Annotated in this window: 24 protein-coding genes and 2 pseudogenes; 14 read left to right on the top strand and 12 right to left on the bottom strand. The window is 74.0% G+C overall.

Annotated elements, in window-relative coordinates:
- Window positions 1-10 precede the first annotated feature (10 nt).
- The 3 genes from ABD332_RS23795 to ABD332_RS23785 form a co-directional block, all read right to left on the bottom strand.
- Window positions 11-193: a hypothetical protein gene (locus tag ABD332_RS23795; protein ID WP_344504272.1), complete on the bottom strand. Its 183-nt coding sequence runs from the start codon at window positions 191-193 to the stop codon at window positions 11-13.
- Window positions 194-1,588: 1,395 nt separating this feature from the next.
- Window positions 1,589-1,984, bottom strand: a complete 396-nt coding sequence (locus tag ABD332_RS23790; RefSeq protein ID WP_344504271.1) for a CBS domain-containing protein — start codon at window positions 1,982-1,984, stop codon at window positions 1,589-1,591.
- Window positions 1,985-2,160: 176 nt separating this feature from the next.
- Window positions 2,161-2,922: a D-Ala-D-Ala carboxypeptidase family metallohydrolase gene (locus ABD332_RS23785; protein ID WP_344504270.1), complete on the bottom strand. Its 762-nt coding sequence runs from the start codon at window positions 2,920-2,922 to the stop codon at window positions 2,161-2,163.
- Window positions 2,923-2,968: 46 nt separating this feature from the next.
- On the opposite strand from ABD332_RS23785, the gene ABD332_RS23780 reads away from it, so the two are divergent.
- Window positions 2,969-3,511, top strand: coding sequence for an AAA family ATPase (locus ABD332_RS23780; protein WP_344504269.1), 543 nt, complete (start codon window positions 2,969-2,971; stop codon window positions 3,509-3,511).
- A 17-nt stretch (window positions 3,512-3,528) separates the two neighbouring features.
- Complete coding sequence (locus ABD332_RS23775; RefSeq protein WP_344504268.1) at window positions 3,529-4,356, top strand: aminoglycoside phosphotransferase family protein; 828 nt, start codon at window positions 3,529-3,531, stop codon at window positions 4,354-4,356.
- 94 nt (window positions 4,357-4,450) lie between these two features.
- Here the strand turns inward: ABD332_RS23775 and ABD332_RS23770 are convergent, their stop codons facing one another.
- Window positions 4,451-5,029: a GNAT family N-acetyltransferase gene (locus ABD332_RS23770; protein ID WP_344504267.1), complete on the bottom strand. Its 579-nt coding sequence runs from the start codon at window positions 5,027-5,029 to the stop codon at window positions 4,451-4,453.
- On the bottom strand, window positions 5,026-5,439 hold the full coding sequence (locus ABD332_RS23765; RefSeq protein ID WP_344504265.1) for a MarR family winged helix-turn-helix transcriptional regulator: 414 nt from the start codon (window positions 5,437-5,439) through the stop codon (window positions 5,026-5,028). Before ABD332_RS23765 ends, ABD332_RS23770 begins: the two co-directional genes overlap by 4 nt.
- A 184-nt stretch (window positions 5,440-5,623) precedes the next feature.
- On the opposite strand from ABD332_RS23765, the gene ABD332_RS23760 reads away from it, so the two are divergent.
- The gene (locus ABD332_RS23760; RefSeq protein WP_344504264.1) at window positions 5,624-6,070 is read left to right on the top strand and encodes a response regulator; all 447 of its coding nucleotides are present in this window, start codon (window positions 5,624-5,626) and stop codon (window positions 6,068-6,070) included.
- Here the strand turns inward: ABD332_RS23760 and ABD332_RS23755 are convergent.
- The 3 genes from ABD332_RS23755 to ABD332_RS23745 are packed head-to-tail and all read right to left on the bottom strand — an operon-like array spanning window position 6,057 to window position 8,652.
- Window positions 6,057-6,626, bottom strand: a complete 570-nt coding sequence (locus tag ABD332_RS23755; protein ID WP_344504263.1) for a GerMN domain-containing protein — start codon at window positions 6,624-6,626, stop codon at window positions 6,057-6,059. The two genes, ABD332_RS23760 and ABD332_RS23755, sit on opposite strands and share 14 nt — an antisense overlap.
- Entirely contained in the window at window positions 6,623-7,981 is a 1,359-nt protein-coding gene (locus ABD332_RS23750) for a HAMP domain-containing sensor histidine kinase (RefSeq protein ID WP_344504262.1), read from the bottom strand. Before ABD332_RS23750 ends, ABD332_RS23755 begins: the two co-directional genes overlap by 4 nt.
- Window positions 7,978-8,652: a response regulator transcription factor gene (locus ABD332_RS23745; RefSeq protein ID WP_344504261.1), complete on the bottom strand. Its 675-nt coding sequence runs from the start codon at window positions 8,650-8,652 to the stop codon at window positions 7,978-7,980. Before ABD332_RS23745 ends, ABD332_RS23750 begins: the two co-directional genes overlap by 4 nt.
- An 88-nt stretch (window positions 8,653-8,740) precedes the next feature.
- On the opposite strand from ABD332_RS23745, the gene ABD332_RS23740 reads away from it, so the two are divergent.
- The 3 genes from ABD332_RS23740 (at window position 8,741) to ABD332_RS23730 (ending at window position 10,764) form a co-directional block, all read left to right on the top strand.
- Entirely contained in the window at window positions 8,741-9,079 is a 339-nt protein-coding gene (locus tag ABD332_RS23740; protein WP_344504260.1) for an STAS domain-containing protein, read from the top strand.
- Window positions 9,080-9,093: 14 nt separating this feature from the next.
- Window positions 9,094-9,777, top strand: coding sequence for an STAS domain-containing protein (locus tag ABD332_RS23735; RefSeq protein WP_344504259.1), 684 nt, complete (start codon window positions 9,094-9,096; stop codon window positions 9,775-9,777).
- Window positions 9,778-9,855: 78 nt separating this feature from the next.
- Complete coding sequence (locus ABD332_RS23730) at window positions 9,856-10,764, top strand: sugar phosphate isomerase/epimerase family protein (RefSeq protein WP_344504258.1); 909 nt, start codon at window positions 9,856-9,858, stop codon at window positions 10,762-10,764.
- Between the two features lie 32 nt (window positions 10,765-10,796).
- Here ABD332_RS23730 and ABD332_RS23725 read toward each other — a convergent pair whose 3' ends face one another.
- The gene (locus tag ABD332_RS23725; protein WP_344504257.1) at window positions 10,797-11,561 is read right to left on the bottom strand and encodes a hypothetical protein; all 765 of its coding nucleotides are present in this window, start codon (window positions 11,559-11,561) and stop codon (window positions 10,797-10,799) included.
- 108 nt (window positions 11,562-11,669) lie between these two features.
- Here ABD332_RS23725 and ABD332_RS23720 point away from each other — a divergent pair, with 108 nt between their 5' ends.
- Together ABD332_RS23720 and ABD332_RS23715 are read left to right on the top strand one after the other, a co-directional pair.
- The gene (locus tag ABD332_RS23720; protein ID WP_344504256.1) at window positions 11,670-11,999 is read left to right on the top strand and encodes a PadR family transcriptional regulator; all 330 of its coding nucleotides are present in this window, start codon (window positions 11,670-11,672) and stop codon (window positions 11,997-11,999) included.
- Complete coding sequence (locus ABD332_RS23715) at window positions 11,996-14,182, top strand: hypothetical protein (protein ID WP_344504255.1); 2,187 nt, start codon at window positions 11,996-11,998, stop codon at window positions 14,180-14,182. The genes ABD332_RS23720 and ABD332_RS23715 overlap by 4 nt, the downstream gene beginning before the upstream one ends.
- A 1,203-nt stretch (window positions 14,183-15,385) precedes the next feature.
- On the opposite strand, the gene ABD332_RS23710 is transcribed toward ABD332_RS23715, so the two are convergent.
- Window positions 15,386-16,492 carry a BtrH N-terminal domain-containing protein gene (locus ABD332_RS23710; RefSeq protein WP_344504254.1) on the bottom strand — a complete coding sequence of 369 codons (1,107 nt, stop codon included), beginning with the start codon at window positions 16,490-16,492 and terminating at the stop codon, window positions 15,386-15,388.
- Between the two features lie 35 nt (window positions 16,493-16,527).
- Here ABD332_RS23710 and ABD332_RS23705 point away from each other — a divergent pair.
- Both ABD332_RS23705 and ligD read left to right on the top strand, forming a co-directional pair.
- Window positions 16,528-17,061, top strand: a pseudogene (locus ABD332_RS23705) (DNA polymerase ligase N-terminal domain-containing protein); the annotation flags it as partial.
- A 196-nt stretch (window positions 17,062-17,257) separates the two neighbouring features.
- On the top strand, window positions 17,258-17,683 hold the full coding sequence (ligD, locus tag ABD332_RS23700; protein ID WP_344504252.1) for a non-homologous end-joining DNA ligase LigD: 426 nt from the start codon (window positions 17,258-17,260) through the stop codon (window positions 17,681-17,683).
- A gap of 153 nt (window positions 17,684-17,836) precedes the next feature.
- Here ligD and ABD332_RS23695 read toward each other — a convergent pair.
- Window positions 17,837-19,476 (bottom strand): annotated as a pseudogene (locus tag ABD332_RS23695) (FAD-binding dehydrogenase).
- A gap of 49 nt (window positions 19,477-19,525) precedes the next feature.
- On the opposite strand from ABD332_RS23695, the gene ABD332_RS23690 reads away from it, so the two are divergent.
- The 3 genes from ABD332_RS23690 to ABD332_RS23680 all read left to right on the top strand — a co-directional run bounded on the left by ABD332_RS23690 (window position 19,526) and on the right by ABD332_RS23680 (window position 22,037).
- Entirely contained in the window at window positions 19,526-20,683 is a 1,158-nt protein-coding gene (locus tag ABD332_RS23690; RefSeq protein WP_486303844.1) for a PucR family transcriptional regulator, read from the top strand.
- 113 nt (window positions 20,684-20,796) lie between these two features.
- Window positions 20,797-21,543 (top strand): hypothetical protein, encoded by a 747-nt coding sequence (locus tag ABD332_RS23685; RefSeq protein ID WP_344504250.1) that lies wholly within the window; start codon window positions 20,797-20,799, stop codon window positions 21,541-21,543.
- Window positions 21,540-22,037, top strand: coding sequence for a SigE family RNA polymerase sigma factor (locus ABD332_RS23680; protein WP_344504249.1), 498 nt, complete (start codon window positions 21,540-21,542; stop codon window positions 22,035-22,037). The genes ABD332_RS23685 and ABD332_RS23680 overlap by 4 nt, the downstream gene beginning before the upstream one ends.
- Window positions 22,038-22,062: 25 nt before the next feature.
- Here the strand turns inward: ABD332_RS23680 and ABD332_RS23675 are convergent, their stop codons facing one another.
- The gene (locus ABD332_RS23675; RefSeq protein ID WP_344504248.1) at window positions 22,063-22,875 is read right to left on the bottom strand and encodes an SDR family NAD(P)-dependent oxidoreductase; all 813 of its coding nucleotides are present in this window, start codon (window positions 22,873-22,875) and stop codon (window positions 22,063-22,065) included.
- Between the two features lie 26 nt (window positions 22,876-22,901).
- On the opposite strand from ABD332_RS23675, the gene ABD332_RS23670 reads away from it, so the two are divergent.
- Window positions 22,902-23,561 (top strand): hypothetical protein, encoded by a 660-nt coding sequence (locus tag ABD332_RS23670; protein ID WP_344504247.1) that lies wholly within the window; start codon window positions 22,902-22,904, stop codon window positions 23,559-23,561.
- The last annotated feature ends 161 nt before the right edge of the window (window positions 23,562-23,722 follow it).

Raw genomic sequence — 23,722 nt, 5'->3', positions numbered from 1 at the left:
TTCACGACCTTCACATCCCGCCGCCTGCCTCGACGACCTTCACCTCGCTACAGACCCCCACGCCCTTCAACACCCAGACGCCGCGTGCCTCCACAACCTTCGTCCCCACGTCGTTCACCGCTCCGCCACAGACCCCCACGACCTTCGCCTCCACGTCGTTCACCAGCCCGCCACAGGCCTCCACGACCTTCAACGCACACCTCGGCATGCACCCCACCGGCGCTTCACACCTGCCGCTGGCCTCCACGGCCTCTCCACCTCGCCGCAGAACTCCGCGCCGTTCACCGCCACGCCGAGGATCTCCCCGACCTTCATCCCCACCTCGTTCTCCCACCCGGCCACAGACCCCAACGACCTTCACCTCGCTGCAGATCCCCCGCCCTTCAACACCCAGGCACCGTGAGCCTCCATCCCCACGTTGCTCACCGCCCCGCCACGGACCCCCACGACCTTCGCCTCCACGTCGTTCACCAGCCCGCCACAGGCCGCCACGACCTTCACATCCCGCCGCCTGCCTCGACGACCTTCAACGCGCCCCTCCGCATGCACCCCACCGGCGCTTCACACCTGCCGCTGGCCTCCACGACCTCTCCACCTCGCCGCAGAACTCCGCGCCGTTCACCGCCACGCCGAGGATCTCCCCGACCTTCATCCCCACGTCGTTCGCCCACCCGGCCACAGACCCCAACGACCTTCACCTCGCTGCAGATCCCCCGCCCTTCAACACTCAGACACCGTGGGCCTGCACGACCTTCGCCTCCACGTCGTTCACCAGCCCGTCACAGGCCGCCACGACCTTCACATCCCGCCGCCTGACTCGACGACCTTCAACGCGTCCCTCGGCATGCGCCCCACCTGCACCTCACACCTGCCGCCGGCGTCCACGACCTCTCCACCTCGCCACAGATCTCCGCGTCGTTCACCGGCACGCCGAGGATCTCCCCGACCTTCAGCGGCCGCCAAGATCGTTGTCCGAGCCGTGCCCGCGCCCGATCGGCTGGCGTGGGCGCTCGCCACCGCAACCGACAGGTGCTGCCGGCTCGGACGGTTCCACGGCGATACGTGGTCGCCGCTCATGGTTCGCGTTGCAGAGGCTGACGAACGAATGCGGCGAGCCCCGGCAACTTCCCGGCCGTCACGTCCGACGGCTGGCACGGCGGCGCCGCGGCGATCGCGACGCTCTCGCCGTCGCACGTCGGTGGAGCGGCCTCCGACCGCCGGCCGCAGTGCAGGGCCCGCCCTGTCAGCGCGGCAGCGCGTCACACATGGCAGCGCTGCGCATCCAGCAGCCCAGCACCCCGGCAGCACGTCACACATGACGACACGGCTCGCCCCGGCCCAGCACCCCAGCAGCGCCGCATCTCCGGCAGCGCAGCGTCTCCCCGTGCAGCGCGGCACGCCCAGCAACACGGCACGCCCAGCAACACGGCACGCCCAGCAACGCGGCACGTCTGGGAACGCGGCACACCCCGCAACGCCGCACACCCCGCAACGCGGCACGGCTGACAACGCGGCGCGTCTGGGACGTGTGGCAGCACTTCGGGGGGTGGGTGGGAACCCGTCGCCGGAGAGCGGTGGGGGCGGGGGGTCAGTTGTTGGGGGCCTCGGAGCTGATGTCGGCCAGGGGTGAGGTGGGGTCGCGGTCGATGGCGAGGTCGCCGAGGGAGACGATGCCGACGAGGTTGTCGCCGTCGAGGACTGGGAGGCGGCGGAGGGCGTTGGTGCGCATGAGCTCCGTGGCGGTGTCCACGTCGTCGTGTGGGGAGACGGCGACCAGGTCGGGGGCGACGACGTCGCCGACGGCGGTGGTGGCCGGGTCGGCGCCGGTGGCGACCACGCGGACGGTGACGTCGCGGTCGGTCAGAACGCCGCGGACGCCGCTGGTGGCTGTGACAACGAGGGCGCCGATGTCAGCGTCGCGCATGAGCTCCGCGGCGGCGGTGATCGGGGCGTCGACGTCGATGGTGAGTGGTGCGCTGGTCATGATGTTCTTCACCTGCTGGCCCATGGCTGGACGACTACCCACTTCCGCCGGTGGGAATCCCCCGCCGGGACCCGCCGCGACAGCGGGTGGGGCGGGAGCAACAGCTGACGGTGACCGCCCGCCGGTGGTGTGTGCCGGCGGGCGGTCAGGCCTGGCAGTGGGCAGGGGGCAGTGGGTCAGTTGTCGCGCAGTGGGTCGAGGCCGCCGGTGAGGCTGGCGACGCCGCAGTTGGGGGCGGACCAGAAGCGGCTCGGGCGGCCGTCGACATGGGTGTGGTCGTTGTGGTCGGGGTATCCGGGGCCGAGGATGCCGGCGAAGCCGTGGTTGCGGGCGGCCTGGGCGAGGGTGCACAGGGAGTGCGGGCCGGCGCCGAGGTCGGCGGCGTCGCCGTAGAGGTGGCGGCTGGACGAGGCGCCGCCGACGGCGTTGTTGCACGCGGCGCTGCGGAAGCCGCTGGTGACGCGGATCGGCTGGTCGCCGAGGGCGTGCCGCAGCGCTTGGAGCTTCCACATCGTGACCAGGGCGTTGGCCTTGGCGGTCGCGGCGGAGACGTTGCCGCCGGCCCAGGTGCTGTTGCAGTTGTTCAGCTCGGCATAGCTGAAGCTCACGGGCGTGCAGTCGTCGTCCTGGAGGGCGTACAGCTTGGCGAACGTGGCGGGTCCGGCGATGCCGTCGGCGGTGAGGCCGTATGCTGCTTGGAACCGGGCCACCGCTGACTTCGTCGCGGGCCCGTAGACGCCGTCGAGTCCGAGGACCGCGCCCGAGCCGGGGTAACCGGCGACGCGGATCTGCAGCTGCCGGACCCCTTCTCCCGACGATCCCTGGGCCAGCGTGCCGCTCCACGTGTAGCAGGCGTCGGCGTGTGCCGGTCCGGCCGTGACGATCAGTGCTCCGGCCGTCGAGAACACCATCAGTAGCGCCGCACTGAGCAGGCGCATCAGTCTTCGCATAGACGCATATAAGTGTATGAATGGAGTGAAGTCAATGGATGTCCGCCGATACATTCTGACCGGGGCGCCGGGCGCCGGGAAGACCATCGTGGCGCTGGCGTTGCGCGCCCGGGGGCACCACGTCGTCGACGAGGCGGCGACCGACGTGATCGCCGCGTCACCGCATGAGCGGCCGCACGAGCGCCACGAGGAGTTCCTCGACCTGGTCGTACACCTGCAGCGGCACCGGCAGGAGCAGGCCGGCGGCACACCGGTGCAGCTCTTCGACCGCTCGCCGCTGTGCACGCTCGCCCTCGCGAGGTATCTCGCGAGGTTCGCCGTCGTCGAGCCCACCCCGGCGCTCGTCGCGGAGGTGCGGCGGGTCCAGGAGCAGCAGGTTTACCAGCGGCTGGTGTTCCTCATCCAGCCGATCGGGTTCGTGACCCCGACCGCGGCCCGGCGCATCACCTACCAGCAGTCGCTGGTCTTCGCCGGAATTCACGAGGAGGTGTACCGGGAGCACGGCTACGATCTGCTCGAGATCCCGCCCGGCACGGTGCAGGAGCGGGTCGCGATGATCGAGGAGCGGCTGCCATAGACACGGCGGAGGACCTGGTGCGGCGGCTCGTCGCCAACCAGTTTCCACAGTGGACGGACCTGCCGGTGGCGGCGGTGCCCAGGCCCGGCACCGACAACGCGATGTACCGCCTCGGCGACGAGTTCGCCGTCCGCCTGCCCCGGCAGGCGAGCGGCGCCGCCCAGGTCGAGCGCGACGCGCACTGGCTGCCGCTGCTCGCGCCCCGGCTGCCGCTCCCGATCCCCGAGCCCCTGGCGACCGGCCGGCCCGCGCTCGGCTTCCCGTTCCCGTGGACGGTCGGCAGGTGGCTGCCCGGCGACACGGTCGAGGCGTTCACCGAGCGGCGCGACGCACTCGACCTCGCCGCGTTCGTCAGCGCGCTGCGCGCCGTCGACCCGGCCGGCGCCCCTGCGGGGTATCGCGGCGGCTCCCTCGCCCGCAACGATGCGTCGGTACGCGACGCGATCGCCCAGCTGGACGGCGAGCTCGACCCGGACGCCGCCACCGCCGCGTGGGAGAAGGCCCTGGCCGCGGCCCCGTGGGACGGCCCGCCGACGTGGAGCCACGGCGACCTGCACGCCGGCAACGTCCTGGCCGCCGGCGGGCGGGTCAGCGCGGTCATCGACTTCGGCTGCGCCGGCGTCGGCGACCCGGCCTGCGACGTCATGCCCGCCTGGACGCTGCTGACCGCCGAGCACCGCGACACGTTCCGCGACGCGGTCGGCGCCGACGACGCGATGTGGGAGCGGGCGCGCGGCTGGGTGCTGTGCATGGGCCTGGTCGCCCTGCCGTACTACCGCGACCGCAACCCCGCCTTCGCCGCGATCGCCAGACGCATGCTCGGCGAGGCACTCCCGCGAGACTGAGCGCCGCCGTAAGCCGGGACGCCGCCGGAAGACGAGGCGCCACCGGAAGGCGAGGCGCTAATGGGAGACAAGGCGCCGCCGGGGAGACGAGGCGTCAGCCGGCGGCTGACAGGTCCGACGGGATCATGCTGTACATGACCAGGTCGTGCCGGCCGGAGCGGGAGACGGCGACGTTGCGCAGCACGCCCTCGGCCCGGAAGCCGGCCCGCTCCGCGACGTGGCGGGACGCGGCGTTCGCCGGTGCCGCCTGCAGCGCGATGCGGTGGAAGCCCTGCTCCGTCAGCGCCCACCGGGCCACCGCCGCGGCCGCCTCGGCGGCGACGCCTCGGCCGCGCGCCCACGGCGCCGTCCAGTAGTGCATCTCCGCCGACATGGCCGTCCAGTCGGCGCTGAACAGCGAGACGTGCCCGACCAGCCGCCCGCCCTCGCGGGGCGCCACGGCGAAGCCGATGCCCTTGCCCGCGCGGCGCCGCTCCTCGATGCCGCTCGTGCACCAGGCCAGCGCCGTGTCAAGACCAGCTCCGGCGTACGCGTAGCCGAGCGGCGACGCGTCGACGAAGCGGGCGTCGTGCCAGACGGCGTGGACGTCCTGCGCGTCGCCGGGCACGAACGGGCGCAGCACCAGGCGTGGCGTGGTCAGCGTGACGGACGGCAGCACGGGCTCGGCGGTCACGGCAGCGTCACGCTGTCGAGGGGGTCGGCGGACGTCTCCCACCGCTGCCACCACTGCGCGTCCGGCAGCTCACCGGACGCCTCGACGATGCGGTCCAGCAGGTCCACGCTCTCCTGCGACGCGTCGACCTTGGCGTCGTGGACGATCGCCGACAGCTCCCGCAGCCGCTCCCGCATCACCACCCCGACCAGGTCGCGCCCTGCGGGCGTCAGCGCCAGCCACGTCGAGCGGCGGTCGTCGACGCGGTGGAAGCGCCGCACGAGGTGCTTGCGCTCCAGCCGGTCGCACATGCGCGTCAAGGTCGACGGCGCCACGTCCAGCTCCCTGGCCAGGTCCGCGCTGCGCTGCGGGCCGCCGGTCGCCAGCTCCACCAGCGTGCGGTACTGGGCCAGCGTCACGTCCGAGTCCATCGCCGCCAGATTCCGATCCGCCAGTGCAACCATGCAACGGCTGACTGCCAGCAACGCACGAACCAACGCCTCGTTTCCCCCCAGGGTGGTCATCCGGACATCGTTGCATGGTGGATACGTCGTTCCGGGTGCACTATCGTGTGCTTTGACGGTTGCAGTACGGCAACATTCTAGAAGGAGGCAAATGAACGGCGACGGCACGCCGGAGCTGGCCCGGATCCTCATCGTCGAGGACGACGCCGGCGACGTCGCGTTCACCCTCGACGAGTTCCGCGAACACCGGCTCAGCAACGAGGTCACCGTGATCGGCGACGGCCTCGAGGCGATCGACTTCCTCGAGCACCGCGGTGCGCACGTGGACGCCGCGACGCCCGACATCGTCCTGCTCGACCTCAACCTCCCCGGCGTCGACGGCCGGGTCGTGCTCGACCGGATCCTCGGCAACCCCCGCCTCGCCGACCTGACCGTCGTGGTGCTCACCGGCTCGCCCGCGGAGGAGCAGATGCTGCGCGACTTCGGCGTCCCCAGCGAGCACTTCTTCCGCAAGCCCGTCGACTTCGCGCAGCTGGCGAAGCTCATCCACGGCATCGACCGCTACTACCTGGTGATCGGCCGCCTCACCGGTCGGTGATCAGCGTGTGGTAGTCGGCGACGGTCAGCGGCCGGTCCGTGAGCGCGCCGTCGGCGCCGGGCACCTTCAGCACCTGACCGTCCTGCAGGAAGCGGACCGTGTCCACGTCGGTGCGGGCTTCCAGGGTGCACACGATCTGTCCGATCGCGAGGATGTCGTCGGTACGGCCACCCGCCTGCGGACGGAACGTCACCTCCGCGGTCCCGGCGACCAGCCGCACCCCCGCGATGAGGTCCGTGCCGGTGAGCGCGCTGGTCAGCCCGGCGGCGCGCTCGGCGTCGGTCGGGCCGGCGGCCAGGTCGGCGAGCAGCGCGGCCACGTCGCTGGTCGAGGCGACCCGCCGCTCCACCGCCACGAGCTGGTCGTCGCGGACCAGGTAGAGCCGCTCGACGACGGCCCCCACGGAGTTGCCCGCCGAGTTGCCCGGCGCCTTCTGCGACGGGTTGGGGATCACCAGCGACGGCTCGATCGGCCGTGGCGCGTGCTCGTCGGGGACCCCGCAGGCCTGCACCGAGAGCGTGAGCAGGGCGGCGGCGAGAAGCGCGCGGCGTCTCACCGTACGACACCCGGCAGATCCACCCGGAAGCGCGCACCGCCGCCCGGACGGTCGAGCACCTCGACCCGCCCGCCGTGCGCGCTCGCGTGCTGCGCGACCAGCGAGAGGCCCAGGCCGGTGCCGTCGCCGCCGCCGCGGGCGCCCGCCGACCGGCCGCGGACGAACCGGTCGAAGATCACCTCGCGGTCGGCGGGGCGGACGCCGGGGCCCTCGTCGTCGACCTCGACCCGGCCGGCCCCGGCGACGCAGGTGAGCCGGACGGCGACCGGCCCGCCGCCGTGCCGGACCGCGTTGTCCAGCAGGTTGGCCAGGATCTGCTCGAGGCGGCGCCGGTCGACCAGCCACTGCGGCGCCTCGTCGGCGCCGGGCGGCTCCACCAGGTCCGCCGGCAGGCCCTGCGACTCGGCCACCCGCCGGGCCAGGGCGTGCGGGTCGACCGGGGCGCGCTGCGCCGGCTGGTCGCTGCGGGCCAGCTCGAGCAGGTCGTCGACGAGCGACTGGAACCGTTCGATCTCCTCGACGACGAGGCCGGCGGCGAGGGCGGTCCGCTCGTCGAGGTGCTCCCGCCGCCGGTGCAGGACGCTCGCCGACGCCGCGAGGGTCTGCAGCGGGGAGCGCAGCTCGTGGCTGACGTCGGCGGCGAACCGGCGGTCCCGCTCGTGCCGGCGGGCCAGCTGGTCGACCATGCCGTTGAACGACGTCGTCAGCCGCGCCAGGTCCGGCTCGGCGGCCGGGTCGAGGCGGGCGCTCAGGTCGCCGTCGGTGATGCCCTGGGCGGCGTCGGCGACCGAGCGCAGCGGGCGCAGCACGTACCGGGTCGCGTACCAGCCCAGGCCCGCGCCGGCCGCCGCGACCGCGGCCGCGACGAGCCCGAGCACCCAGGCGAGGGTCCGCAGCGTCTGGTCGAGCTCGCGCAGGTAGTCGATCTCGAACAGCGCCGTCGTCGGCGACAGCGGCACCCCGATGACCAGCGCCGGGACCCCGTCGACGCGGACCCACTGGGCGCCCTGGCCGCCCTCCTCGACGAGCCGTTGCAGCCCCGCCGGGACGGCGGCGGCGGCGCCCGGGTCGTTGTTGCGCGTGTACCAGCCGTCCGCGCGGCGCAGCAGGGTGCGCCGGTTGCCACCGGTGTCCAGCGACCTGAGGATGTCCACGACGTCGGGGTCGTCGTCGCGGAGGCTCGCGGTGATGATCCTCGCGTCGTACGCGGTGGCCCGGACCGTGGCCCGTTCCCGCCCGGCGAGCAGGGCGCTGCGGGTCAGCTCGTACGAGATGAACGCCATCGACGCGGACAGCGCCAGGGCCCCCGCGGCGAACCCCGCGATGACCCGTGTGCGCAGCCCGGCCCGCCTCATCGCTGCAGCTTGTAGCCCATGCCGCGGACCGTCACCAGGCGCCGGGGCGCCCGGGAGTCGTCCTCGATCTTCTGTCGCAGCCGGCCGACGTGCACGTCGACGAGGCGTTCGTCGCCGACGTCGTACTCCCACACCCGCTGCAGCAGCTGCTGGCGGGACAGGACCAGGCCGGGGTGCTCTGCGAGCTCGCACAGCAGCCGGAACTCGGTCCGCGTCAGCGCGACCGGCTCGCCCGCGACCCGCACCTCGCCCGCCTCGGGCAGGATCTCCAGGTCGCCGAAGACGAGCGTCGACACGGTGGCCAGCACCGCCCGGCCGCGCCGGCGCAGGGCGCGCAGCCGGGCCGACAGCTCCTTCACCGCGACCGGCTTCACCAGGTAGTCGTCGGCGCCGGCCTCGAGCGCGGCCACGATGTCGTGGGTGTCGTCGCGGGCGCTGACCACCACGATCGGCACGTCGTCGTCGCGGCGCAGCTGGCGGATGCACTCGAAGCCGTCGACGCCGGGCAGCATCAGGTCGACCAGGACGGTGTCCGCGGGCTCGGCCCGCTGCGCGACGAGGCCGTCCTCGGCGGTGGACACGCCCCGCACCGAATAGCCCTCGTCCTCCAGCGCCAGCACCAGCGACAACCGGATCCGATCGTCGTCCTCGATGACCAGTACGCCCGACACCACTGCATCATGCCAGGTCGGATGCGTTGTCATCGAACTGTCATACTTCCGCGGAACTCCCGCCACATGCGCGGCGGAGGCTCGTCGTATGCACACCGGCACCCCCTTGGTCGAGATCGTCGTCACCGAGGAGCTCGACGCCGCCTCGGAGCCACGGGTCCGGGCGCTGCTCGAGGACGCGCTCACCATGCACCCCGAGCAGCTCGTCCTCGACCTCTCCGCATGCCCGTTCATCGACGCGACCGCGATCGGCATGCTGCTGGACGTCCACCGGCAGGTCTGGACCTCGGGTGGCAGACTCACCTTGCGCGCCCCGTCACCCCGCGTCAGGAGAACGTTGCAAATCGCGCACGTAAATCACGTGTTACGAATGGTCCCCGAGGACGACGGACACGACATGATGACGGAGACCAGAGCGGCCTCTTGAGAGGAGCGGCGACCGTGACCGCGGCGACGACACCTGACGGCACCGACTTCACGTTGATCTGCGACGCCTGTGGCCAGAGCGTCACCGGGCTGGGCGCGACGATGCACAACTGGGATCTCGTCTGGAGCCTGTTCCGCCGGCACGGCTGGACCGGCGCACGGCTCGCGACCGGCCCGCACAGCTGCGGGCGCTGCTCCCGGGTGCCCCTCGCGTCCGCGGACGCCGACCCGGTCGGCTGGCTCGCCGGCGACGCACCGCCTTCGGAGGCGGTCGTCGAGGCGGCGCCCGCCCCCGTGGTCGTCACCGACGCCCGGGTGAGCGCGGCGGTGGTCGACGAGGCACTGGTGGTGTCACTCAGCGGCGACCTGGACATCGAGGTCGGGCCGGCGCTGCGCGACGCGCTGTCGCCCGCCGGCTACCGGCCCGGGCACCTGGTGCTCGACCTGAGCCGGGTCACCACCCTCGACTCGTCGGTGCTGGGGCTGCTCGTCGCCGCCCGGCACCGGGCCGCGCAGGCCGGCGGCCACACGTGCCTGGTGGGGATCGCGCCGTTCATGCGCCGGATGATGCACACCCTGTGCCTGCTGCACCTGTTCGTCGTGCTGCCCGACCGGGACGCCGCGCTGAGCTGGCTGCGCGGCGACGACACTGAGCTGCCCCGGCAGCGTGACCTGCGGGGTGAGACGACGCCGGCCTGAGCCGTGACAAACGCTGCATCGAACTATAGAAATGTCAGGATGAACGGAAGTTCCTGACATCTCGGAGGGAAGTGCAGCATGCCCAGCTCCTCTGTCAGCCGGCGCGGTCTCCTCGGCGCGGCCGCTCTCGGTGGCGCCTCGCTGTTGGGGACCCCGGCCGCGAGCGCCGCGCCCGCGCACCGCCAGTCGCGGGTGCCGCTCGACCGGATCAGCGTGCAGCTCTACACACTGCGCGACCAGCTCGGCCTGGACCTCGCCGCGAGCCTCGCCGAGCTGCGCGCCATCGGGTACACCCGGGTCGAGCACGCCGGGTTCGTCGGCCGGACCGCCGCCCAGTTCCGCGCCGCGCTGGACGCCGCCGGCCTGAAGGCCACCTCGGGGCACGTCGCCATCCCGCAGCCGTGGGACGCGACCGCGTGGCAGCGGGCCCTCGACGACGCCAACGTCGTCGGCAACCGCTTCATCGTCCACCCGTTCTTCGGCATCGACCCCGCCACCGGCCAGCCGATCCGCGACGGCGCGAAGTATCACGCGCTCGCCCGCGACCTCAACCGCGCGGGCGCCCTGGCCAGGCGGGCCGGCCTCGACTTCGGGTACCACAACCACCAGCTGGAGTTCGTCCGCCAGGACGGGGGGTCCCGCACCGGGTACGACATCCTCACCGCCGAGACCGATCCCGACCTCGTCCACCTGGAGGTCGACCTCTTCTGGGCGTGGCGGGGCGCCGCCGACCCGGTCGACCTCGTCCAGCGGCACCGCGGCCGGATCCGTCAGGTGCACGTGAAGGACATGGACACGGCGGCGGCGTTCACCGATCCGGGCGTCGGCCTCATCGACTTCGGCCGGATCTTCGAGCACGCCCGTGAGGCAGGTCTGGTGGAGTACATCGTGGAGCGCGACGACGCCGGGACGCCGCCGCGCACGCCGGCGGACGCGCTGACCACCGCCCGGAACGGCTTCAAGTTCCTGTCCGACCTGCGCTTCTGACTCACCACTCGCGCGGCAGGCTCGCTTCTGACTCACCACTCGTGCGGCAGGCTGTAGCGCCAGTTCGCCGCGATGAACGCGCCCGCCGGGGTCCGGTAGGACGGCCACACCCCTTCATCTTCATCGGACCTCGGCAGGTCGCGGCGGACCTTTCTGGCCTTCGCGCCCGCGAGCTTCGTCTCGCGGTAGGGCCGGTCGTGCCGCACGTCGGGCACCGGCACGCTCGCGGGCCACGGCTCGGGGCCGTCGGGCTCGGCGTCGAGATGCACGGCGACCAGGAGCAGCGCGTCGGCGGCCCACGGCGTCCCGTCCGCGCGCACCCGTCGCCGGAGGACCTGCACGTGGTCGTACAACTCGTGCAGCGCGACAGGAAACGCATGCCGCGGATCGCCGTCGCCCCACCCGTCGAGATGCGCGGTCAGGTAGTGCCCGTCGGCGGTCCGGACCCGCACCCGCTCCGACGGGGCGTCCTTCGGCGGTTCGAAACCGGGCCGGCGGCGCAGGTCCGCCCGCTTGCCGAGGACCTGGACCGCGTGGGTCCGCAGCGCCTCCGCCTCCCCGGCCGGCAGGTACTGGTGCGCCGCCGCGTCGGCGTAGGCCTCGCCGTCGCCGTAGACGGCCAGCGGCGGGGGCACCAGCACGCCGACGCCGGGCGGGAAGAACCCGCGCTGCTTCTCCCACTCGAACATCGGCCACTGCACGACCGCCTGCTTCGCCTGTGCCGTTCTTCCGCCCTTTCCGCCCAGGACCGAGCCGGCGAAGGCCCCACCGGCCACGAGGAGTGCTCTGCGCTTCACGCTGCCGAGCCTAGGTCCATTTTTTCCGATTTTTCGCTCATGTACTGATTTGTCCTAGCACGCAGGGGCTATGTAGAAAAACGGCTGAGGGCTATGTAGAGTCGATGCATGGCGTCGGATGTTCGAATGACCGCGGCGGTGGCGAAGGTGGTGTCCGCTTTCCTCGCCGATCCCGCCGTGGATCGATATGGCCTGGATCTGATGCGGGCGACCGGTCATCCAAGCGGCACGCTGTATCCGATCCTGCTGCGCCTGCAGCGGGCCGGCTGGGTCGACGCGCACTGGGAGGACATCGACCCGGTGGCCGTCGGCCGCCCCGCCCGCCGCTACTACCGGCTGACCCCCGACGGCGTCGTCGCCGCACGGACCGCGGTGGCGGAGCTCTATGCCCGGCTGGCGCCCGTCGTCGCGCCGCGGACCACCGAGGGGCTGGCATGACCGCGCTCGACCGCCTCGCCGAGGCCCTGCTGCGGCTGGCGGCCCGGCGGTGGCCGGCCTCGGTCCGCGAGGTGCAGCTGCAGGAGTGGTCCGCCGAGCTGCACGCGCTGCGCACCGAGCCCGGCGCGGGTGCCGGGCGGCGGGCGTTCGGGCAGCTGCGGTTCGCGTTCAGCCTCGCCGCCGCCGCGCCCGTCGACGACGAGGACGGGGTGCCCCGCGGCTGGCGCGACGCCCTGCCGGCGGCCGGCCGCGCCCTGCAGCCGTTCGCCGTGCTGGTGTTCTTCGGCCTGATCGCGATCGGCCCCGCCGCCGGCGTCCTCCGCGCCGTCAACGAATGGCTCCTCGGCCTGGCCGGCGTGAAGATCGGCTGGCCCTCGGGCGCCACGATCACCGCGCTGACGTCGGTGCCCGCGCTGCTCGTCCTCACCATCGTCGCGTGGTGGCTCGGCCGCCGCATGCCGCTGGGCCTGCCCCGCCTCGGCCGGGCCGGCTCCGCCGCCGCGGCGCCGCTGCCCCTGGCACTGGCGTTCGCGGTGCTCGTCGTGGGCACCCAGAGCTCGATCGGCATCGACGGCGAGACGTTCGCCGTCTGCCTGGTCATCGGCGCGCCGGTCTGGGCGGCGCTCACCGCGGCGCTGGCGGCGGCCGTCGCCCGGCTCACGTCCACGCGCCGCCGCTGGTGGCCGGTCGCCGTGCTGCTCGCCCTCGTGGGGACGCCGTTGGTCGTGGAGCTGGCGGTGACCGCCGCCGTCCTGCCGTCGATCGCCGCCTCCGGCGCTGACCTGTCGGCCGCCTTCGCCTGGGCACCCGACCTCGTCTCCGGCGCTGTCCTGGGCGGCGGCGCCGACTCGTGGTACCAGTCACACGGCGCCATCAGCCTGTTCAACGCCACCAATGCATACCCGGTGCACCTGCTCATCCTCACCGGCGTCGCCCTCGGCTACGGTGTGGGCGCGGCCCACCCCCGCCCGCCGAGGCCGGCACCGGTCCCGGTGCCCACCACCGCCCCGATGCGCCTGCGCCCGTCCACCGTCACGGCCGGCGTGGTGGCGCTCCTCGTGGGCCTGATCTCGTGGGCCTACACGCTGACCGTCCTAACCCCCGCCATGCCCAGGGTCGGCGAGACGGCTCCGATGCCGGGCGGCGACGGCGAGCTGTACATGTGGGTCGCCGAGCTGCGCTGGGGCGGCGTGACCCTCGCCGCCCTCGGCCTGCTGCTGGCCACCGCGGACCGCCGGGCCGGCCCGCTCGCCGCCGCCATGCAGACCGTCGCGCTGCTGGTCACCGACGGCGTCCTCGCCCGGACCGAGTCCCCCACCCTGCGCACCGCCCTGACCGCGGGCGCGATCACCGCCACCGTCGCCTGGGCCGTCGCCGGCCCCACCCTCGGCAGGGACGGCCTGGCCGCCCGCCGCCGCCTCGCCTGGACGGCGGTCATCGCCGCCTGCTGCGGGCCGATCATGTTGGGCCAGGGCACCCCGGCGGTCAACCACCCGTTCCTGCCCACCGGTCTGTCCGTCACGACCGCGCTCGTCGCCGCGGGCCTCGCCCTCGTCGCCGCCCGGTCCGCCGCCGCGGCCCGCCCCGTCCCCCTGCACCCGACCTGGTCCGCCGCCGTGACCGCCGCCCCGGTGCTGCTCCTCGGCGCCCTCGGCCTCACCACCGGCGCCGGCGTGCCGAGCGACATCACGATCACCGGCCTGCTCCTGTCCGCCCCGATGCTGCTCACGGTCATCGCCGTCATGCGCACCCGCCGCCCCGCCGGCGGCTGGGCCAGACCAACCCTCTGGACCGTCCTCGTCCTCACCAGCCCCGTGCTGAGCTTCCTGCTCGTCGCCGCGTCCCTGCTGCTGTCGATGTTCGCCGCCAACGTCCTGTTCACCGTCGCCGGCAGCAGCTGGGCCGCCGACGGCATGTCCCTCCTCCCCGGCGCCGTCATCCTCACCCTCACCATCGGCGTCCTCACCGCCAGGAAGCTGATCCGCACCCCGGAGCCACCCCCCGGCCATCCCGCCCTGCCCGCCCCTCACCCCACCCCGCCGCCGGGCCAGCCAGCCGTACCGCCCCACGCCCCAGCCCTCCACCCGCCAGCCCTCAACCGGCCGTCCCCACAACTGCCGGTCCTCCACCCACCGTCGCTCCAACCAGCCCCACCAGCCGGCCGACCAGCCGCACGGCTCTAACCACCAACACCCAGCACCGCCACGCCACCCAGACCAGCAACCGCCCGCTCGCCCCCACCCACCGACACCCACCCGTCAGCACCCCACCCACTGGCCTCGACCCACCGGCCCTTCAACGGCCGTCTCTCCAACGCCCCGCCAGCCGGCCAACCAGCCGCACGAATCTGACCGCCAGCACCCAACACGCCACGGCCACCCGGGCCAGCAACCGCCCGTGGGACCAACACCGCCTTCACCACCGGTCCCGCTGGCTGGCCGCCCAGCCGCACGGAAGCGATTGCTGAAGCCCGAACTCGCCCCGCCTCGCCAACCGGGCAACCACCCGCCGGCCCTCCACCCGCCATCTCTGCAACCGGACCTGCCTTCGGCCAACCGGGCGCGCGGCGCTGACCACCAGCACCCCGGCACGCCCTGCCATCTGGGCCAACAACCGCCCTTGCCGCCCGACCCACCGATCCTCCAGCGGCCAACACTCCAGCCACGGGCGCTTCGATCGACAGTCCAACCGGCTGCCCAGCCACACGGAGGCAGCCGCTGGATCTCGAACTCGCCGCGCCTCGCCAGCCGGGCAACCGCCCCCGCCGGCCGGCCGAACAGCCGCACAGCTCTGGTCGCCAGCACCCAGCGCGCCACGCCAGGTGGGCCAGCAACCGCCTTCGCCGCCCTACCCACCGGCTTTCCGACAGCCAACGCTCCGATCACGGGCGTTTCCAACGACCGACGCGCCAACCGGCCCGCCGGCTGGCCGACCCGGCCGCACGCACCGCTGCAGCCGTCGACGCTCCACCCGGCCCTGCCAGCCCGGCGACCAGCAGCGCGCCTGATCCGCCCGCTGGCTCCACACCGCAACGCTGGCCACCGCCGGTCAGCCGGATCGATCTCCCGGCCCCGCCTGACCGTCTACCAGCCGCGGTGATCCGTCCACGGCGCTCCAATCGTCCTGCCCCGCCCAATTGGCAACGTGGGTGGGAGCGGGCCGCAGAGGATGTGGTGGTGGGTGGTGCCGGGTCTCCGGGGCGGCCGGGATGCGGTGACCGACGGTGTGGTGGCTGCCGGTTGATCCAAGGACGGATCCGGTCGTGGGGGCGGCCAGATCCGTCCTTGGATCAATGCCGGAGCGTTGTGGTCCGGCGGTGTATCGGAGTGCCAGCGGACCTGAGCCCACAGCCGCGTCCGGAGTCGAGCCGCCGCGGGCTGCGGTGGTCAGGTGGGTGGTTGGAGGAGGGGGATCGCGGACTCCTCGATGGTGCGGGCCTGGTCCAGGAGGTCGGCCAGGGTGGTGAAGACGGTGGTGGGGTCGGTGGTTGTGGGGTGGCGGGCGGTGGTGGACATCGCTGACCAGACGGTGGCGGAGGAGCGGAAGGCCGACGCCGCTTCGGTGAGGTGGGGATTGCCGGTCAGGGTGGCGGCCTCGTCGAGGAACTCGGCGTAGAGCGGGCGGGTGGCGGCGGGGGCGGTGTACTGCTCCTCCAGGCACTCGTGAAGCCGCCGGAGCGCGAACGTGAATGCGGCGGGTTCGGCGAAGCGGCGGGGGAAGCCGGTCTTCGTGCGGGTGTCGCGGAGCTGGGACGCCAGGCGGGTCATGCCGGAGAAGCCGAAGTTGGCGTCGAAGGCGTTGCCGAGGACGGGGCCGGTGAGGTGGGCGGTGGTTTCGGCGAGGGCGGCGGGGATCGCGGTGGGCAGGGGGACGGTGGGGGTGCCGGTGACGACGAGGCGGTGGTGGCGGCCCTTGCGGTGGGCGGACCAGGCCTCCATGAAGGCATCCACGGGCAGCTGGTGCGGGGCGCCGTCGTGGACGGTGAAACCGCCGGGGTGTTCGTCCAGGACGAGGATGCCGTGGGGGTCCGCGTCGATGGGGACGGTGACGGTACGCCATGGCAACCGGCTCGCGGTCACGGTGCAGTACACCGGACGCCCGGCGGTAAGGGAGAGCCGCAGCGCCTTGAGGGCGGCCGCCGGGGTGGTGCTGTGCGACTCGGTGAACGGGACGCCGAGGCGGGTCAGCACCGTGGGGGTCCAGGGGGCGGGATGGTGCTGGGCGACGACGGTGAGCATCGGGGGCATGCCGCGGTAGTCGAAGACGGCGGCCATGAAGCCGATGCCGCCGCCGAGGCCGCAGGTCATCGGCTCGCTGAGGTCGGAGCCGGCGGCGTGCAGGAGGCGGCGTACGAGGTCGCTGGGCTGATGTTGCGGCGGGCGGGCGGCGGCGACGCGTGCAGCGACGACGTGCCTGCGGGCGGTGGTGTAGGACTCCCCGGTGCGCGTGCTGCGCTCACGGACGAGTCGCTTGAGATGCTTGTGGTCGGTCATCGCGGCTGCCTCACCGACGGTCGGGCCGCTTTCGCATGCCCACGCGGCGAAGTCGGCGACCGTCGTGCGGGACCGGGCCTCAACAAGACGAGCGGCGACCGCGATGGCAACGGACCACCTTCTCCCCCGCGCGGCCGGCGGGCGTGGGCCACCGGTCAGAGGGTACGGCGCGCGGACGGCGCCACCAGGCACTGTACCCCACCCCGTGCTTGACTGGAGCCATGGCGGGCGAGCGGCGGTTCGTGGTGCAGCGGCACCGCGCGACGCGGCTGCACTACGACTTCCGGCTGGAGATCGACGGGGCGCTCGCCAGCTGGGCGGTGCCGAAGGGGCCGACGCTCGACCCGAAGGTGCGGCGGGCCGCGTTCCACGTCGAGGACCACCCGATGGACTACGTCGACTTCGAAGGGGTCATCCCCGCCGGCGGGTACGGTGGCGGCGACGTCATCGTGTGGGACGCCGGGACGTGGGAGCCGTACAAGGACCCGGACCCCGCCGCCGCGGTGGCCGCCGGCCAGCTGCACGCGCGGCTGCACGGCGAGAAGCTGCGCGGGGCGTTCGTCCTGATCCGGACGGGGCGGCAGCAGAACGGCAAGGACGACTGGCTGCTGCTGCACAAGCGCGACGAGCACGCGGTCGACGGCTGGGACCCGGAGGACCATCCGCGCTCCGTCCTCAGTGGACGGACGAGCGAGGAGGTGCTCGCCGACCCCGACCGGCTGTGGGACCCGCACACCGGCGCACGTCGACACGACGGGCCTGGCCGTGATCGACCTGGGCGCCGGCAACGCGTGGGCGGATCAGGTGGCGCTCGCCCGCCTGTACCGGACGGCGTTCGACCACCTGAAGGTCTCCGCCGGCGTGAAGGTCGGGCCCGGCATCGAGCTCTGGGTGCCGGCGGCCGGCGACGCCACCGCCTGGGTCGAGTCGCTCGCGCGCTCCATCGCGGCGGTGGCGCCCGGCTTCGAGCACCACGGCGTGGCGGGCGGGCCGGCGGCGGTCGCGCCGTACAGCCCGCTCGCCGCTCCTGGCGCGCCGGTGTCTGCGCCGATCGGCTGGGACGAGCTCGACGACCCGGCGCTGACCCCGGCGGCGTTCACGGTCCGCACGGTCGCGGACCGCGTCGCCGAGCGCGGCGACCTGTTCGCGGCCGCCCTCGCCCCACCGCGCGCCCTGCCGCCGCTGGTCTGACGTCCCGCCCCCGCCGCCGGGCAGCAGGACGGCACGCCACGGACCGCCGGCCACCGCCAGCCGATCACCGCCAGACGGCCACCGCCAGACGGCCACCGCCAGACGGCCACCGCCGGACCGGCCACCGCCGGACGGGCCTGTGGGTCGCCGGGGTCAGGCGATCGCGGCGGCCGCGGCCCGGCCGGCCACGCGGCCGGAGAACAGGCAGCCGCCGAGGAACGTGCCCTCGAGCGAGTTGTAGCCGTGCATGCCGCCGCCCCCGAAGCCGGCGGCCTCGCCCGCGGCGTACACACCCGGCAAAGGCGAACCGTCGGACTGCAGGACCCGGGCGGACAGGTCGGTGTGCAGGCCGCCGAGGGTCTTGCGGGTCAGGATGTTGAGGCGGACGGCGATGAGCGGGCCGGCCTTCGGGTCGAGGAGGCGGTGCGGGGTCGCGACGCGGATGAGCTTGTCGCCGCGGTAGGCCCTGGCGCCGCGGATCGCGGTGATCTGCGCGTCCTTGGCGAACGGGTTCGTGAGCTGGCGGTCGCGGGACTCGATGACGGCCTTCACGGCGGGGGCGGAGAGCAGGGAGGAGCCGGCCAGGGTGTTCATGCCGGCGACGAGCTCCTCCACCGTGGGCGCCACCACGAAGTCGGCGCCCTTCTGCTTGAAGGCCTCCACGGGGGCGGGCGCGCCGGGGCGGACCCGCTGCAGCACCTGCCGGACGCTGCGGTTGGTGAGGTCCGGGTTCTGCTCGGACCCGGACAGTGCGAACTCCTTCTCGATGATCTTCTGGGTCAGGACGAACCAGCTGTAGTCGTGCCCCGTCGCCATCAGGTGCTTGAGGGTGCCGAGGGTGTCGAAGCCGGGGTAGCACGGCGCCGGCAGGCGCTTGCCGGTGGCGTCGAGCCACAGCGACGACGGGCCCGGCAGGATGCGGATGCCGTGGTTGGGCCAGACGGGGTCCCAGTTCTGCAGGCCCTCGGTGTAGTGCCACATCCGGTCGGGGTTGATGATCTGCCCGCCGGCGGCCTCGGTGATGCCGAGCATCCGGCCGTCGACGTGCGCCGGGACGCCGGCGACCATGCGCTTCGGAGGCGTGCCGAGCCGGGCCGGCCATGCCTTGCGGACGAGGTCGTGGTCGCCGCCGATGCCGCCCGAGGTGACGATGACGGCCTGGGCCGACAGCGTGAACTCGCCGGTGGCCTCGCGGGAGCTCGTCTGCCCGCGCGCCACGGAGCTGTCGGCCAGGACGGCGCCGCTGACGCCGGTGACGGTGCCGCCGGTCTTCACCAGGGCGTCGACGCGGTGCCGGAAGCGGATCTCGACCAGGGGCTGGCCTGGACCCGGCGGGCGAAGGGCTCGACGACGCCGGGCCCGGTGCCCCAGGTGATGTGGAAGCGGGGCACGGAGTTGCCGTGGCCGTCGGCGGGGCCGCCGCCGCGCTCGGCCCAGCCGACGACGGGGAACACGCGGTGCCCCATCGCCCGCAGCCAGGAGCGCTTCTCGCCGGCGGCGAACTGGACGTAGGCCTCCGCCCAGCGGCGCGGCCACAGGTCCTCGTCCCGGTCGAACGCGGCGCTGCCGAGCCAGTCCTGCCACGCGAGGTCGGCGGAGTCCTTGATCCCCATCCGGCGCTGCTCCGGCGTGTCGACCAGGAACAGCCCGCCGAACGACCACCACGCCTGCCCGCCGAGGCTCTGCGGCGGCTCCTGTTCCAGCAGGATCACCCGCTTGCCGGCGTCGGCGACCTCGGCCGCGGCGACCAGCCCCGCGAGCCCCGCGCCGACCACGATCACATCTGCATCCACGCCCTCAGACTAGGCATCGGCGTGCGAGAATCGTGGCGTCGGGAGCAGAATCTCGGCGTCGTCTTGTCACTCCGGTGACAATTTCGGGAGGTGTACGGTCGATCTCAGCGCCGCCGTCCGCGAGCGGCTCCGCGGCCTGCGCGAGCGGCTGCACGACCGGACCCTGGCGACGGTCAGCGCGGCGATGCTCGCCCAGGGCCGGTCGCTGTCCGGCGGGCAGGGGCGCGGGCTCACCATGGGCGTCGAGACGGCCGTGGACGCGTTCGTCGACACGTTCGTCGCCGGCGGCGACCTGACCCGCACCCGTGCGGTGTTCCACGAGCTCGGCCGGACGGAGTACCGCGAAGGCCACCGCATCGACGCGCTGCGCTCGGTGCTGACCGTCGGCGGCCGGGCGATCTGGTCCGCCGTCAGCGATCCCGGCGACGACGGCGAGCCGCTCGACCGCGCCGACCTGTCCGCCGTGGCGCACGCCCTGTTCGGTTACGTCGACGTGCTCGCCGGTGCCGCCGCCGAGGGGTACCTCGACGAGCAGCAGGACGCCGCGCTCGACTGGGCGCTCGTCCGGCGCCGCCTGATCACCCTGCTGGTGCAGCCGGACCCGCCCGGCGACGCCGCACTGCACGCCGCCGCGGAGGCGGCCCGCTGGCCGCTGCCGGCGACGGTGACCGTCGTCAGCGTCGAGGGCACCGACGCCGAGCACGTGGCCCGCGCGGTCGGCGGCAACGCGATCGCCACCGTCATCGACGGCGCGACCAGCGTCGTGCTGCCCGGCAGGACCGTCCGCGGGCTCACCGGGCGGCGGGCGGCGGTCGGGCCGGAGGTGGAGCTGCGGCGGGCGCGGACGTCGCACCGGCTGTCGCGGCGGGCGCTGCAGCTGCAGCAGTCGGGCACGCTCCCCGACGGCGTCGTCGCCTGCGACGAGCACCTGGTGACGCTGCTGCGCGCGTGGGAGCCGGGCGTCGCTGACCGGCTCGCCACCCGCGCCCTCGCCCCGCTCGCGGACGCGACCCCGGCGTCACGGGAGGTGCTCGCGGAGACGCTCCTGCAGTGGCTGCGCTGCCAGGGGCAGGTCATCGCGACCGCCGAGGCGTTGCACACCCACCCGCAGACCGTCCGGTACCGGCTGCGGAAGCTCCGCGCGGCGTACGGCGACCGGCTCGACGACCCCGACGAGCGGCTGGCGCTGCAACTCGGCCTGTCCTGAGCCGCGGCCGCGGGGCCCATCCCCACGCCCGGCGCAGCTGTGACGCACGCCACTGAACCGGAAGCTCGACCCGGCCCGTCGGGAAGGGTGGACGGGCAGGTGGGGAGGCGCCGGTGGAGCTGGAGCTGCGGTCGCGGCTGGCCGACGAGCTGTCGGCGGGGCCGGAGCCGCCCATCGGCGACCTGGTCGCGGCGTCGATCCTGCAAGGGCGGCGGCTGCGGGTGACCCGGCGGCTGCGGCACGGGGCGGCCGCGCTGCTGGCCGTGCTGGTGACGACCGGCCTGGTGAGCGGGTGGGCCGTGCTGCGCCCGGGGGCCGCGCAGGTCGGTGCCCCCGCGCTCGCCGGCCCGCTGGTCCCGGCCACCCCGGCGGGCCTGCTGGTGCTGCTGGAGTCGCTCCTGCCGGAGGGCGTGACCAGCGGCTACGCCGGCTCCGCCGACGGCGGTCTGATGGTCCAGGTGTACCTCGACACCGGCCGGGGCCCGGGCATGCTGCGCGTGGCGGTCGGCCGGGACACCAACGGCCCGCTCGGCACGGACGAGCGCGCGAAGCTGAGCCAGGGCGCGGTCACCGGCCCGTTCCGCCGGCCCGACGGCGCCGAGGTGACCGTCGCGTACCTGCCCGACAACTGCGTGCAGCGCACCGTCGTCGTGCTGCACCGCCCGGACCGGGTCGTCGTGCAGGTCAACATCGCCGCGTGCCTCGCCTGGGACGGCACCGCCAACGCGGAGGCGCCGCAGGTGCTCACCGCCGTGCAGGCCGAGGCGGTCGCCGCCGACCCCCGCTGGGGCGTCATGATCCCCCGCTCCCTCGTGGACGCCGGCGCCGCCCGCCATCCGACGCTGCCGGAGCTCACATGACGGATGCGGAGGAGGACTTCGTCGACTACGCGCGGGCGGCGGCGCCGAGGTTGCGGCGCACCGCGTACCTGCTCTGCCACGACTGGCATCTGGCGCAGGACTTCACGCAGACGACGCTGGCGAAGCTGTTCGTGCACTGGCGGCGCATCCAGCGGCGGGACGCCCCCGACGCGTACGCGCGGAAGGTCCTCCTCCGCGTCTTCCTGGACCACCAGCGCCGCAGCAGCAGCCGCGAGCTGGTCGTGCCGCACATCGCCGAGCCGGAGGCCCGCCCGGACCAGCCCGAGCTCCGGCTGACCCTGCTGGAGGCGATGGCCCACATCCCCGCCCGCGACCGCGCGATCCTGGTGCTGCGCTACTGGGAGGACCAGAGCGTCGACACGGTCGCCGACCTCCTCGGCATCCCCACCGGCACGGTGAAGGCCCAGAGCGCCCGCGCCCTGACCCGCCTCCGCCGCCTGCTGGGCACCACGGAGCTGGCCCTGCGCGACTGACCCGCGGGGCAGTGGGGTCAGGGACTCAGCGGGCGGTCCAGCCGCCGTCGATGAGGAGGGTCTCGCCGGTGATGAGGGACGCGGCGGGCGAGACGAGGAACAGCACGGCGCCGGCCACCTCGACGGGTTCGCCGATGCGGTGCAGGGCGGCGATCCGCTCGACGACGTCGCGGCGGTGGGCGGGGTCGGCGAGGTACTCCTCGGTGCCGGGGGTGTGGATGAACGTCGGGGCGACCGCGTTGACCGTGATGCCGTGCCCGCCCCACTCGACGGCGAGGCAGCGGGTCAGGTGCGCGATCGCGGCCTTCGTCATGCAGTAGACGGCCTCGCCGGGCAGGGCGACGGCGCCGGCCTGGGAGCCGATGTTGACGATGCGGCCGTACCCCTGCCCGATCATGACGCGGCCGGCGGCCTGGCTGGCGAAGAAGGTGCCCTTGAGGTTGACGGCGAGGGTGCGGTCGAAGTCGTCCTCGACGACGTCCTCGGCGAGGTTCTCCGGGGCGATGCCGGCGTTGTTGACGAGGATGTCGAGGCGACCGAAGTGCGCGACGGTCGCGTCGACGGCGGCGCGGACCTGGCCGACGTCGGTGACGTCCATCTGCAGCGGCAGCACCCGCCGGCCGAGCGCGGCGACCTCGGCGGCGAGACCCGCGTCGGCGCCCGCGTCGCGCAGCCCGAGCGCGACGTCGGCGCCCGCGTGTGCGAGGGTGAGAGCGATCGCGCGGCCGAGCCCCCGCGCGGCCCCGGTCACCAGGGCCACCTGCCCGGGCACGTCGAACCGGGGCGCCTCGAACGAGGGCACGGCGGAGCGGGGCAAGGGCGCGTCAGAGCCGTCCATGCCGGCAGCGTACGTGAAGGGGCACGATGATCATCGAGGCGCGGTACAACGGTCCACCCGGCTCCGGCAACGGCGGCTACACCGCCGGGCTGGTCGCGGCGCACCTCGAGGGGCCGGCCGAGGTGACGTTGCGGAGGCCGCCGCCGCTGGACACGCCGCTCGCCGTCAGTACCACGGCCGGTTCGGTGCAGGTGCACGACGGCGACGCGCTCGTCGCCTCCGCGCGGGCCGACAGCGGGGAGCGGCCCGACGCGGTCCCGTCGGTCCCGTTCGCGGCGGCCGTCGAGGCGTCGGCGGGCTACCTCGGGTTCGCCGCGCACCCGTTCCCGACCTGTTTCGTGTGCGGGCCGGAGCGCACCGACGGCCTGGGCCTGTTCCCCGGGCCGCTGCCCGACGGCCGCACCGCCACGCCCTGGCGCGTCCCGGCGGACGTGTCGCCGGTCCTGGTCTGGGCGGCGCTGGACTGCCCCGGCGGCTGGTCCGTGCTGACGGAGGGCCGCCCGTACGTCCTGGGCCGCATGACCGCCCACGTCGACGCCGTCCCGCCGCCGGGGGCCGAGTGCGTGATCACCGGCCGGCACGTCGGCTCCGAGGGGCGCAAGGCGTCGGTGCTGTCCACGCTGTACGGCCCCGGCGGCGACGTCCTCGCCGTCGCCCACGCGACCTGGATCGCCGTCGACCGCTGACCCCGGTGCCGCCGTGGTGCCCTCGTGGTGCCCTCGTGGTGCCCTCGCGGTGCCCCCGTGGTGCCGATGCGGTGACGCCGTGCTGTCGTGATGCCACGTGTCCCGCCGACTCAGGACCTTCGGCCCTGAGGACCGGTGCCGTGCCCGCCGATCCTGAGATG

It is taken from the genome of Dactylosporangium maewongense (assembly GCF_039531485.1).
In the GTDB taxonomy this organism is placed as follows: Bacteria; Actinomycetota; Actinomycetes; order Mycobacteriales; family Micromonosporaceae; genus Dactylosporangium; species Dactylosporangium maewongense.
The sequence above is the reverse complement of the archived record's forward strand: the minus strand, read 5'-3'. Positions and strand labels throughout refer to the sequence as shown.